The sequence below is a fragment of the Streptosporangium sp. NPDC023615 genome (assembly GCF_040640155.1).
Classification (GTDB): Bacteria; Actinomycetota; Actinomycetes; order Streptosporangiales; family Streptosporangiaceae; genus Streptosporangium.
Window position 1 is genome coordinate 21,517 of the sequence record NZ_JBFABE010000059.1, and the last position, 12,860, is coordinate 34,376.

Sequence of the window (12,860 nt, forward strand, 5' to 3'; positions counted from 1 at the left end):
CCTCAGTCGCGGGCGAGCTCCTCCACGACCAGCCCCGCGCCGATGCCCAGCAGCCAGACGTCCTTGGCGATCCCGATGCCCTGCTGGGAGGGGCGCAGACTCCCCTCCTCGCGCATGCCCGGCGTCTTGAGGTAGAGACCGACCAGTCCCCCGGCGAAGGCGGTCAGCGCGGCACCGGCCAGCAGCGACGGCACCACCGGGATCAGCAGTGCGGCACCGAGGGCGATCTCCGCGGTGGAGAGCAGCCGTACGAACCGCACCGGCTCCATGTCCTTGAGGAAGGGGTAGGTGCCCGCCGCCATGCCGTGCAGCCCCTCGGCGGTCTCCGGCCCGGCGGAGCGTTTGCCCAGCCCGGAGTTCAGGATGTACGCACCGACGGCGATCCGGGCGGGAAGCTGGTGCGGGCGCGACAGGAGTCTCATGGGTCCCCCAGTGACGAGACGGAGCCGGAACCCTTCTCCTTCCCCGCCGCGCCCGGGGGCATCCGCCTGTTGATCGTCTCTTGAACACCGCCGGGCGTGCGCGGTGAAGGGACCGCGCACGCCCGGGGGGTTCAGCGGGCGGTGGTCGCCGCCGCGGCGGCGTTGACGATGCCGTGGCCGTAGAAGCCGTTGCGCGCCTTGGACCCCTCGCACCGGTGCGTCTCGTCCTTCACCAGGTCGATCTTGTACGTGTACGCGCGCGGGGTGGGGCACGCCTTCTCCGTGGCGGTCGCGTACAGCAGGCGCTGGACGTCCCCGGGGGCCATGGTGACGCCGCCCTTGGCCTTCCTGCCGAAGCGGCTGATCAGGATCGCGGCGACGCCGGTGGCGTGCGGGGCGGCCATGGAGGTGCCGACGAGGTACTGGTAGTAGGCGCAGGTGCCGTTCCCGCACTCCCGGACGATCGAGTCGTCCCTGGGCGTGCCGTCGGCGCTGATCTGCCCCTTGGCCTGGAGCGCGTTCTTGGGCGCGGCGGCCAGGATGCCCTTGGTGGGGTCGTAGGCCTTGCTCCCGTCGAACTCGTCCCCGCCGGGGGCCGACAGGTCGGTCTGCTCCAGGCCGTAGTCGGAGTAGTAGGCCTTGCGCGTGGTCGGGCCGACCGAGGAGACCGAGATGACGCCCTTGGACTCGGCCGGGACGTTGAGGCAGGAGTTGTCGACCTTGCGGCTGCGCTCGGCGTCCTTGGGGTAGTCGGGGCTGGAGGTGTCCTTGCTGGGCCTGCCGAGGTCGGTGGAGCCGTTGCCGAGGGCGCTGATCAGGGTGACACCGCGCTTGCGGGCGTAGTCCAGGGCGCGCTGCATGCCGGTGACGATGCCGCGCTGCTCCAGTTGCTCGGCCTTGGAGTCGGCGGGGTTGGCCTTGCAGTTGAACAGCCAGGGGTCGACGTAGAAGCTCATGTTGACCACGTCGATGCCGTTGTCGGCGGCGTAGGTGAGCGCCTCGATGCTGGGCTTGAGGAAGAACAGCCCGGAGTCCTGGCCCGCGCGCAGGTTCACCAGGGAGACCTTGGGGGCGACGCCGGCGATGCCCAGGCCGTTGACGGGCGAGGCGATGGTGCTGGCCACGTGGGTGCCGTGGCCGTCGTCGTCCCGGTCGGCCGGGTCCTTGCAGCCGGCGACCTCGCACGGCCCGTCCAGGACCTTGCCGTTGGGGTCCTTGGGCCGGTCGGTGACGAAGTTGCGGCTCAGCTCGCGGTTGAAGTTGGGCGCGATGTCGGGGTGGCGGCCGTCGATGCCGGTGTCGATGACGCCGACCAGCACCTCCTTCTTGCCCGGCGCGGTGGCGTAGGAGCCCTCGGTGGTGGCGCCGATCAGCTTCATGTCCCACTGCCGGCCGGCCAGCGGCTCCGGCGCGGCACCGGCCGCCGTCCCCGCGGGCGTGCCCGCCCGTCCCAGGGCGTCGGCGTCGGGGAAGGCCAGGGCCCCGGACACTCCGGAAGCCCCGGACGTCCTGGACGTCCTGGACGTCCCGGAGGGCGCGGCGGCCACGGAAGCCGAGCCTGGACCCGAGCCGGAGGCCGTGCCGGAGAACGCGGTGGCGGTGCCGATCCTGCGGTCGGAGGAGACGCCCTCGACGGCGTCGCTGCCCGCCAGCCCCTCCACGAAGCGCTCGCCCGGACCGTCGGCGACGAGGTAGCCGAGCCTCGTGTCGCCCGACAGCACGGTGCCGCCGTTCGCGCCGATCGCCCCGGCCGCCCGGTCGCGGGCGCCGTCGGCGTAGAAGACCAGGTACTCGCGGGTCTGGCCCGCGGCGGCCGTGGCCCCTTCGCCCAGGGCCCCCGCCGTGAGGGTCGCCGCCAGGGTCAGCGCGGTCGCCGCCCCGATCAGACCTCTGCTACCGCGATTCATCCGTCCTCCGCACCTGGCCCGATCAAGAATATTTATCTTTCAGGCATATGTACGACAAAGCAATTCGTATCCCTGCTTTGCGCGCTCTCGTCGAGGTGATGGTGCCGGCCCCGCGCCCCCGGATCCGGTCCCCGGATCCGATCCCGGGTCCCGCCCCGGGGTGCCGGGCTCCGGCCCTCCTCCCGGGCCGGTCCGGGGTGCGCTCTCCCGGCTCCATTCTGGCTCCTCCGGTCGCGCGACGGGCCGGCCCCCGGGGGATGGGGCCGGCCCCGCGTTCCACGTGCCGCGCACCGCGTGCCGCACACACCGGGCACACACCGGGCACACCGCGTGTGCCGCGTGTGCCGGGTGCGCGGGCTCAGACCATCGGCCGCGCGGTCGGCGGGATCGCCACCGGCAGGGCCGTCCGGCCCGTGAGGTAGGCGTCGGCGGCCGAGGCCGCCGAGCGCCCCTCGGCGATCGCCCAGACGATCAGGGACTGGCCCCGGCCGATGTCGCCGGCGACGAAGACGCCGTCGACCGAGGACATGTAGCCCCTGTCCCTGGCGACGTTGCCCCGGGCGTCGAAGAACTCGCCCTGGGCGGCCCCGGCGAGCTCGTCCAGCAGGCCGCTCCGCTCCGGGCCGACGAAACCCATCGAGAGCGTGATCAGCTCGGCCGGGATCTCCCGCTCGGAGCCGGGCACCGGCCTGAACCCGGTCGCCGGCCCCTCCACCTCGACCAGGCGCAGCGCCCGGACGTTGCCGTCGGCGTCGCCGACGAACTCGGTGGTGGAGACCGCGTACACCCGGTCGCCGCCGCTCTCGGCCAGCTCCTCGTGGGCGCTCTCCATCTTGAACAGGATGGGGAACGTGGGCCACGGCTGGCTGCCGGGACGCGACTCCGGCGGCCGGGGCATGATCTCCAGCTGGGTGACCGACGCGGCCCCCTGGCGGATCGCGGTGCCGATGCAGTCGGCGCCGGTGTCACCGCCGCCGATGACCACGACGTGCTTGCCCTCGGCGCTGATCGGCGAGACCGGGAAGTCGCCCTCCTGGACCTTGTTGGACGGCGGCAGGTACTCCATCGCCTGGTGGACGCCCTTGAGGTCGCGCCCGGCGACCGGCAGGTCCCGCCACTGGGTCGCGCCACCGGCGAGGACGATCGCGTCGAACTCCTCGCGCAGCCGCGCCGCCGTGATGTCCACGCCGACGTTGACGCCGGTGCGGAACTCGGTGCCCTCGGCCCGCATCTGGGCGAGGCGGCGGTCGATGTGGCGCTTCTCCATCTTGAACTCGGGGATGCCGTAGCGCAGCAGGCCCCCGATCCGGTCGGCGCGCTCGAAGACCACCACGTCGTGGCCGGCCCGGGTGAGCTGCTGGGCGGCGGCCAGGCCCGCGGGGCCCGAGCCGACGACCGCGACGCGCTTACCGGTCTTGGACGCGGGGACCTGCGGGGTGACCCAGCCCTCGTCGAAGGCGCGGTCGATGATCTCGACCTCCACCCTCTTGATCGCGACCGGGTCGGAGTTGATGCCGAGCACGCACGCCGCCTCGCACGGTGCGGGGCACAGCCGCCCGGTGAACTCCGGGAAGTTGTTGGTGGCGTGCAGGCGCTCGATGGCCTCGCGCCAGTCGTCCCGGTAGACCAGGTCGTTCCACTCGGGGATGAGGTTGCCCAGCGGGCAGCCGTTGTGGCAGAACGGGATGCCGCAGTCCATGCAGCGCGCGGCCTGCTTGGTCAGCGCGGGCTTGGGGAAGTCCTGGTAGACCTCCCGCCAGTCGCGGATGCGCACGTCCACCGGGCGGCGCGCCGGCAGCTCGCGTCCGTGAGTGAGAAAACCCTTGGGGTCAGCCATCGGTCGTACCTCCCCTATCCCTTTTCGACCTGGACGACGCGGACGACGCCGGCGACGCCGGCGACGTGGGTCCGGCGGGGACGGCCGCGCGCGGCCGTCCCGTTCACCGGCCCGGACGCGAGGGGGCCGGCCGGCCCCTGCCGCGGCCTCATGCCTGCACCGCGGCGATCATGACGGCCTCGTCGATGTCGCGGCCCTCGAGCCGGGCGGACTCGGCGGCCCGCAGGACCCGCTTGTAGTCCGTCGGCATGATCTTGCGGAAGCGGGACGGGTCCCAGTCGGCCAGGAGCGTCTTGGCCACGGTGGAACCGGTCTCGGTCAGGTGCGCCTCGACGATCTCGCGCAGCGTCTCGGAGTCGGCCGCGTCGAGCTCCTCGACCTCGACCATCTCGCGGTTGACCCGCTCGACGTCCGCGTCGAGCAGGTAGGCGACGCCGCCCGACATGCCGGCCGCGAAGTTGCGCCCGGTGGAGCCGAGGACGACGACCCTGCCGCCGGTCATGTACTCGCAGCCGTGGTCGCCGACGCCCTCGACGACCGCGGTGGCGCCGGAGTTGCGGACGCAGAACCGCTCCCCGGCGACGCCGCGGATGAACGCCTCGCCGGAGGTCGCCCCGTACAGGCCGACGTTCCCGGCGATGATGTGGCCCTCCAGCGGGGCCACGTCGTGCGGCTGGACCGAGATGCGGCCGCCGGACAGGCCCTTGCCGACGTAGTCGTTGGTGTCGCCGGTCAGCCGCAGCGTGATCCCCCGGGGCATGAAGGCGCCGAAGGAGTTGCCCGCCGAACCGGTGAAGCGGACGTCGATGGTGTCGTCGGGCAGGCCCGCGCCGCCGTACCGCTTGGTCACCTCGTGGCCGAGCATGGTGCCGACCGTGCGGTTGACGTTGCGGATGGGCAGGTCGAGCGTGACCCTGCTGCCGGTCTTGAGCGCGCCCTCGGCGAGCTGGATCAGCGTGTTGTCCAGCGCCCGGTCCAGCCCGTGGTCCTGGGCCACCGTACGGCGCAGCGAGGTGCCCTCGGGCAGCTCGGGCATGTGCAGGATCGGCGCCAGGTCCAGCCCGGAGGCCTTCCAGTGGTTCTCCGCCGGGGTGGTGTCGAGCAGCTCGGCGTGGCCGACGGCCTCCTCGATGCTGCGGAAGCCCAGCGCGGCCAGGTACTCGCGGATCTCCTCGGCGACGAACTCGAAGAAGTTGACCACGAACTCGGGCTTGCCGGTGAAGCGCCGGCGCAGCTCGGGGTTCTGGGTGGCGACGCCGACCGGGCAGGTGTCCAGGTGGCAGACGCGCATCATCACGCAGCCGGAGACGACCAGCGGGGCGGTGGCGAAGCCGAACTCCTCGGCGCCCAGCAGGGCGGCGATGACCACGTCGCGGCCGGTCTTGAGCTGGCCGTCGACCTGCACGGTGATCCGGTCGCGCAGCCCGTTGAGCAGCAGCGTCTGCTGGGTCTCGGCCAGGCCGAGCTCCCAGGGCGAGCCCGCGTGCTTGAGCGAGGTCAGCGGGGAGGCGCCGGTGCCGCCGTCGTGGCCGGAGATGAGCACCACGTCGGCGTGCGCCTTGGACACGCCCGCCGCGACCGTGCCGACCCCGACCTCGGCCACCAGCTTGACGTGCACGCGGGCGGCGGGGTTGGCGTTCTTCAGGTCGTGGATGAGCTGGGCGAGGTCCTCGATGGAGTAGATGTCGTGGTGCGGCGGCGGCGAGATGAGGCCGACGCCCGGGGTGGAGTGCCGGGTCTTGGCGATCCACGGGTAGACCTTGTGGCCGGGGAGCTGGCCGCCCTCGCCGGGCTTGGCGCCCTGGGCCATCTTGATCTGCACGTCGTCGGCGTTGACCAGGTACTCGGAGGTCACGCCGAAGCGGCCGGAGGCCACCTGCTTGATGGCGGAGCGCCGGGCCGGGTCGTAGAGCCGCTCGGGGTCCTCGCCGCCCTCACCGGTGTTGGACTTGCCGCCCAGCCGGTTCATCGCGATCGCGAGGGTCTCGTGCGCCTCCATCGAGATGGAGCCGTACGACATGGCGCCGGTGGAGAAGCGCTTGACGATCTCGCCGACCGGCTCGACCTCGTCGATCGGGACCGGCTCGCGGACGCCCTCCTTCAACCGGAACAGGCCGCGCAGCGTCATCAGCCTCTCCGCCTGGGAGTCCACCAGGCCGGTGTACTCCTTGAAGATCTCATAACGGCGCGAGCGGGTGGCGTGCTGCAGCTTGAAGACGGTCTCGGGGTTGAACAGGTGCGGCTCGCCCTCGCGGCGCCACTGGTACTCGCCGCCGACCTCCAGGCGGCGGTGGGCGTTCTCCGCCCGCGGGTAGGCGCGGCGGTGACGCAGCGCCGTCTCCTCGGCCAGGACGTCGAAGCCGACGCCGCCCAGGCGGGAGGTGGTCCCGGTGAAGCAGGCGTCGACGACCTCCTGGCTCAGGCCGAGCGCCTCGAAGATCTGCGCGCCGGTGTAGGAGGCGACCGTGGACACGCCCATCTTGGACATGACCTTCAGCACGCCCTTGCCGTACGCCTTGATCAGGTTGCGCACCGCCCTGTGCCGGTCGACCTGGAGCACACCCGCGGCGACCATGTCCTCGACGGTCTCGATCGCCAGGTACGGATTGACCGCGCCCGCGCCGTAACCGATGAGCAGCGCCATGTGGTGCGCCTCGCGCGCCTCGCCGGTCTCGATGACCAGGCCGACCCGAGTGCGGGTCTTCTCGGCGATCAGGTGATGGTGAACGGCGCCGGTGAGCAGCAGCGACGGGATCGGCGCGAGCGCGTCGGAGGAACCGCGGTCGGAGAGCACGATGATCCGCGCCCCGCCCTCGATCGCCGCCGAGACCTCGGAGCGGATCTCCTCCAGGCGGTGCAGCAGCGCCTCGCCGCCGCCCGCGACCGGGTACAGGCCCGAGATCACGCGCGGGTGGAAGCCCGGCAGCGCGCCCTCGTCGTTGATGTGGATGATCTTCGCGAGCTCGTCGTTGTCGAGTACCGGGTAGGGCAGCACGAGCTGGCGGCAGGAGGCCGGGCCCGGGTCGAGCAGGTTGCCCTCGGGGCCGATGGTGCTGGCCAGGGAGGTGACGAGCTCCTCGCGGATGGCGTCCAGCGGCGGGTTGGTGACCTGCGCGAAGAGCTGGCTGAAGTAGTCGAACAGCAGCCGGGGCCGCTCGCTGAGCACCGCGACGGGGGTGTCGGTGCCCATGGAGCCGATCGGCTCGGCGCCCGCCTTCGCCATCGGCGACAGGATGATCCGCAGCTCCTCCTCGGTGTAGCCGAAGGTCTGCTGCCGCTTGATCAGCGCCTCGTGCGAGGGGATCTCGCGCGTGCGGGCCGGCAGTTCCTCGAAGCGGACCAGGCCCGCGTGCAGCCAGTCGCCGTACGGCAGCTCGGCCGCGAGCTCGGCCTTGATCTCACCGTCTTCGATGATCTTGCCGAGGGAGGTGTCGATCAGGAACATCCTGCCGGGCTGCAGGCGGCCCTTGCGGACCACGTCCTCGGGCGCGATGTCGAGCACGCCGGCCTCGGAGGCCAGCACGACCAGGCCGTCGGAGGTCACCCAGAACCGCCCCGGGCGCAGGCCGTTGCGGTCGAGGACCGCGCCGACCAGGGTGCCGTCGGAGAAGGTGATCGAGGCCGGGCCGTCCCAGGCCTCCATCATCGTGGAGTGGAACTCGTAGAACGCCCGCCGCGCGGGGTCCATCTCGGTGTGGTTCTCCCACGCCTCCGGGATCATCATCAGCACCGCGTGCGGCAGCCGGCGCCCGGCCAGGTGCAGCAGCTCCAGCGTCTCGTCGAAGGAGGCGGTGTCGGAGCCGTCCGGGTCGCAGATCGGGAAGAGCCGCGCCAGGTCGCCCGGCAGGTTCGCGGTGCGCAGCATGGCCTCGCGGGCGCGCATCCAGTTGCGGTTGCCCTTGACCGTGTTGATCTCGCCGTTGTGCGCGACGTAGCGGTAGGGGTGGGCCAGCGGCCAGGAGGGGAAGGTGTTGGTGGAGAAACGCGAGTGGACCAGCGAGATCGCGGACTCGTAGCGCTCGTCGCTCAGGTCGGGGAAGAACCGCTCCACCTGCAGTGGGGTGAGCATGCCCTTGTAGACGATGGTCCGGCAGCTCAGCGAGGGGAAGTAGACGTCCGCCTCGTGCTCGGCCCGCTTGCGCAGGCAGAAGACCAGCCGGTCCAGCTCCAGGCCGGTCTCGCCGTTCGGTGAGGTCACGAACAGCTGGGCGAAGAAGGGCATCACCGCGCGGGCGCTCGGCCCGGGCAGGTCGGGGGTGGTCGGCACGTCGCGCCAGCCGAGGACCGTCAGGCCCTCCTGCCCGGCGATCTCCTCGATCAGCCGTACGGCGACCGCGCGGGCCTCGGCGTCGGCGGGCAGGAAGGCCGTGCCGGCCGCGTAGGCGCCGGCCTCGGGCAGCGGGAAGTCCGTCGTGACCCGGAAGAACGTGTCCGGGATCTGCGTGAGGATTCCGGCCCCGTCCCCGGTGTCGGGCTCGCTTCCCTGGGCTCCCCGGTGGTCGAGATTGCACAGTGCGGTCAGGGCCTTGGCGACGATGTCGTGGCTGCGGCGACCGGCCACATCCGCCACCATGGCGACGCCGCAGGCGTCGTGCTCGTTCGAGGGGTGGTACAGGCCCTGAGGCTCGGGAAAGCCGAGGTGGGCAGCAGGCATTGAATCCCTCCCGTCGTCTTGCTTCTTTGGAACAAGCAAGGGACGACGTTGGCCCTGCTGCGTGGTGGGTAGAGGTTACCGTACCCTGCCGGATAGCTGCCTACCCGGCCTTGGTCGTGCGAATTGATGGTGCTTCGCCCCGGTTACGTCCAACGCACTCCGGCGGCACGACATTCCAGGTCGGGGCTCTAAGGTGGTCCGATGGAACCGAGCGACCCCGTGCCGTCGGGCGACTCCGCCGATCTGACAACCGCCACCACCGCGGGCCCCTCGGGCATGTCGGGGGACGCCCCCGGACCCGCCGCCCCCGTCCCCGCTCGCGCCCCCGGCTCCGCCGCCGCGCCCGATTCCGCCCCCGGTTCCGCGCCCCGTTCCACCTCGGCTCCCGCCGCCGTGTCCACCCCCGTGTCCGCCCCCGTGTCCGCCCCCGTGCCCGTGCCCGCCCTCGCCTCCGCCCTCGCCGGGGACGCCGCCGGGCCGGGCGAGGAGGCCATGGCGCTCGTCGCACGGGCCGGGATCGACGGCAGGCGGCTGCGCAACGCCCTCGTGGCACTGGCGGACGGCCGCTGGTGGACGCTCGCCGACCTGGTCAGGGAGACCGCGACCTCCCGGCGGACCATCGAGGAACTCCTGCGCGAGGTGGACGGGCGGCTGGAGAGGTCCGGGGCCCGCTTCCGGCTCCCGGCCACCCCGGCCTCCCCGACCACCCCGGCCACCCCGGCCCCCCGGACCGGACCGTCAGGGCCGCCCGCCCCGCCCGAGCCGTCCGACCTGCCCGCCCCCACCGGAACGGCCGCCCGACCCACCCGGACCGGCCCGCGAAGGGCGCCGGGGACACCGGGGATGCGGCCCGGCGCCGTCGCCCCGGCGGACCCGGTGGCCCACCTCCTGACCGATCACGGCGACCTGGTCGCGCTGATGGACGAGCTGATCGCCAAGGCGCCGCGGGGCCGCCACACGCTGGACCACGTCGCGGCCACCGGCGAGACCGTGGTCCGGCGGGCACTGCTGCTGGACACCCGCTTCTGGCTGGACGGCGCCCGGCTGCTCTGCGTGGGCGACCACGACCTGACCTCGCTGGCCACCGCCCTGCTGCACCCCGGTGTCGAGGTGACCGTGGCCGACATCGACGAGCGGATCCTCGCCTACATCGCCGAACAGGCCGCCCGGCTCGACCTGGCCGTGCGGACCCGCTGGGCCGACCTGCGGCTCGGCCTGCCCGCCTCCGCGCACGCCTGGGCCGACCTGGCGATCACCGACCCGCCCTACTCCCCCGAAGGGGTCGCGCTGTTCGTCGCCCGCGGCGCCGAAGGACTGCGCGACCGCGAGCGGGGCCGGATCCTGCTGGCGTACGGGGCGAGCGAGCGCACCCCCGCGCTCGCCCTGAAGGTGCAGCAGGCCCTGTCCGGGCTCAACCTCGTCAGCGAGGCGATCTACCCCGACTTCAACCGCTACCTCGGCGCCGAGGCGATCGGTTCGGCCGCCGACCTGTACGTCCTGCGCCCCACCACGAAGACCTGGCCCGCCGCGGCGGCCCGCGTCGAGACCGCCGCCACCGCGATCTACACCCGGGGCCCGCAGTCGGTGGAGTCGACCGGCCCCTCCCCCGCGGCCGCGACCTCGGGCGCGGCGGGCTCCCCCGCCCCGGGCGCCGGGGGTCCCGGGGGCTCTCCCACGGCCGCCTCCGGCGCGGACGGCGCCGCGGACGACGGGTTCGCCCCGGAGGTGCTGGTGGGTGACTGGCCCCGCGACGTGCTGCCCAGGGTCCCCCGGGCGCGGCTGACGACCTGGCTGGCCAAGCCCTACGCCAGCGACCCGGCCAGTGTGGCGATCTCCGTACCGGCCGGGCTGGAGACCGCGCTGCCCCGCCTGCTGCTGGCCACGCGCGCCCGGGAGGTGCGCGTCACGGTGGCCTCGCCCCTCAGGGACCTGCCCGCCGACCTGCTCTCGCCCGTCTACCGCCTCACCGCCGAGGGCACCGGCCTGCGCGCCGTGCGGGTGCCGCCCCCCGCCCCGGAAACCGGGAACGCGCCGGACACCGGCCGGGCCGGGGACGCCGAACGACCAGGAGACAACGAACGAACCGGGGACACCGAACGAACCGGGGACGCCGAGCGGATCCTGCGCCGGATCCTGGACAACGCGCACGGCAAGCTCGCCAACACCTGGCGCGAGGCCCTGATCGGCGCGCGGGGCGACCTGACCAAGAAGCAGGCCAGGGCCGTCATCGCCGTCGTCGCCCCCTGGGCGGCCGACGTCACCGTGCTGGAGTTGCCCGCCCACCGGCTGCGGGAGCTCCCGGCCGCGGTGCGCGAATCCCTCAGCTCACCAGCCGCCGCTGGATCACCAGGCTGAGGCCGTCCAGCGCCACCTGCGGGTAGGTCAGATCCGGCCGACCCTCCGGGGCGTCCTGGGCCGCCGGAGCCGTCGGGGCCACCCAGCTCACCGTGACGAGGTGGCCCAGGGCGCGGACCTGGGCCCAGCCCTGCGGGTCGCCGGAACCGGCGGGCGTGCCGGGGGCCGGGAGGACGAACCCCTCCCCCTCCAGGGCCGTCACCAGGCGGTCCGCGGCGGCCGAGTCGGCGAGGTTGAAGATCAGGAACTGGCCCCAGACCTCGCCGTCCTCGGTCTCGTACCGGGCTCGCAGCGCCTGGGTGCATCCGCCGAGCGCGTCCCGGGCGCTCCCCCAGGCCGCCTCGGCGCAGTCGGCGAGTTCCTCGGTGCCCTTGAGCGCGAGCCGGGTGGTGCCCGCCGACACCGTGGGGCGGGCGAACAGCTCGGCGACGGTCAGCGGCCGGGGATCGAGGGCGCGGGTGGCGATGGGCGCGTAGTGGGCGGTGCCGGGCTCGGCGCGCAGGACGGCGGCGCGCGGCCCGGGCCCGCCGCCCAGCCACAGATAGGCCCCGCCCCCCGCGACGACGGCCAGTACGGCGGCGGCGATCCACATGCGCATGACGAAAGAGCCTACTGTGACCGGCGGTGCACGGGAGGCTACCTGGACGGGGCCGGGGCCGGGGCCACGGCGACGATCCGGCGGAAGATCGCCTTCTCCGCGCCGCGGACCGTCAGCGCCAGGGAGACGAGGTCGTCCCTCGGGCCGGGCTCGGCGCCGTCGGTCCGGCCGAACCAGACCAGGCCCGCATAGTGGCCCATGGCGTGACCGCTGGACTCGGTGTGGCCGTCGGCGGGGAAGACGGCCCTGGGCGACTGGAGCGGCTGGACCCAGCCGCCGCGGTGCAGGGTGGTCAGGCCGTTCACCAGAGCGTCGGCCGAGGCGGTGTCGCGGAGGTTGAACAGCGTGTACTGCGCGACGTAGCGGCCGTCGGCGCTGGCGTACAGGCCCCTGACCGCCTGGGTGCAGCCGCCCCGGGCGAGGAGGTCGGTGAGCTCGCGCCCCCAGACCACGGACGCGCAGTCGGGGTCGAGCCGGGCGTCCGCCAGCCGCAGCGTGGTCCTTCCCTCCTTGAGGGTCCGGGCGGCGAAGAGCTCCTTGACGGTCAGGGGGCGGGGGTCGGCCTTGCTCTGCGCGATGGGCCCGAACACCTCCGAGGAGGGCCACCCCCGGTAGACCTCGGGCCGCGACTCGGTGCCGGCGACCGAGGTGACGGCCCTCTCGGGCACGAAGTCGTTGCCGATCGCGGAGATCCCCAGGGTGAGGGCGACGGCCGCGACCAGCACGCCCGCCACCGAGGCGAGGACCATGAGCAGCCGCTGCTGGGTGGGGGTCAGGCCCCACTCCTCCAGCCGGGGAATGCTCCAGGACGGCGCGGGGCCCGAAACGCGGCGCGTCGGGCCCGGGCCGCGGCGGCGCTTGCGGGACGGCGGGGCGGCGGGCGAGTCGGGGGACGGGTCGGCGGGGCCGGTCACGTCCCGGCCCCCCTCGTGGGGAGGCCCCGCGACGGGGGGCGCCGCACGCCGGCCCCTCCCGGTGGGAGGCGTCCCGGTGGAAGGCCCGGCAGGAGGCCCGGGGGGCGGCGTCACGGGCCGCCCTCTCCCGGTGGGAGGCATCCCGGCGTGAGGCGGCACGGTGGGAGGCGGCA

7 protein-coding genes are annotated in these 12,860 nt (G+C 73.5%); 1 reads left to right on the forward strand and 6 read right to left on the reverse strand.

The window, feature by feature from the left end; all coding sequences use genetic code 11:
* Positions 1 to 2 precede the first annotated feature (2 nt).
* The 4 genes from AB0G16_RS30075 to gltB form a co-directional block, all read right to left on the reverse strand.
* Positions 3 to 422 (reverse strand): hypothetical protein, encoded by a 420-nt coding sequence (locus tag AB0G16_RS30075; protein WP_362812372.1) that lies wholly within the window; start codon positions 420 to 422, stop codon positions 3 to 5.
* Between the two features lie 131 nt (positions 423 to 553).
* On the reverse strand, positions 554 to 2,329 hold the full coding sequence (locus AB0G16_RS30080; protein ID WP_362812375.1) for a S8 family serine peptidase: 1,776 nt from the start codon (positions 2,327 to 2,329) through the stop codon (positions 554 to 556).
* A 358-nt stretch (positions 2,330 to 2,687) separates the two neighbouring features.
* Positions 2,688 to 4,166 (reverse strand): glutamate synthase subunit beta, encoded by a 1,479-nt coding sequence (locus AB0G16_RS30085; RefSeq protein WP_362812378.1) that lies wholly within the window; start codon positions 4,164 to 4,166, stop codon positions 2,688 to 2,690.
* Positions 4,167 to 4,314: 148 nt separating this feature from the next.
* On the reverse strand, positions 4,315 to 8,820 hold the full coding sequence (gltB, locus tag AB0G16_RS30090) for a glutamate synthase large subunit (RefSeq protein ID WP_362812381.1): 4,506 nt from the start codon (positions 8,818 to 8,820) through the stop codon (positions 4,315 to 4,317).
* A gap of 201 nt (positions 8,821 to 9,021) precedes the next feature.
* Between gltB and AB0G16_RS30095 the strand changes: the two genes are divergently transcribed.
* Entirely contained in the window at positions 9,022 to 11,175 is a 2,154-nt protein-coding gene (locus AB0G16_RS30095) for a bis-aminopropyl spermidine synthase family protein (RefSeq protein ID WP_362812384.1), read from the forward strand.
* Here the strand turns inward: AB0G16_RS30095 and AB0G16_RS30100 are convergent.
* Positions 11,141 to 11,773, reverse strand: a complete 633-nt coding sequence (locus tag AB0G16_RS30100) for a hypothetical protein (RefSeq protein WP_362812387.1) — start codon at positions 11,771 to 11,773, stop codon at positions 11,141 to 11,143. The genes AB0G16_RS30095 and AB0G16_RS30100 overlap by 35 nt on opposite strands.
* Before the next feature lie 38 nt (positions 11,774 to 11,811).
* Positions 11,812 to 12,687: a hypothetical protein gene (locus AB0G16_RS30105; RefSeq protein WP_362812391.1), complete on the reverse strand. Its 876-nt coding sequence runs from the start codon at positions 12,685 to 12,687 to the stop codon at positions 11,812 to 11,814.
* Between the last annotated feature and the right edge of the window lie 173 nt (positions 12,688 to 12,860).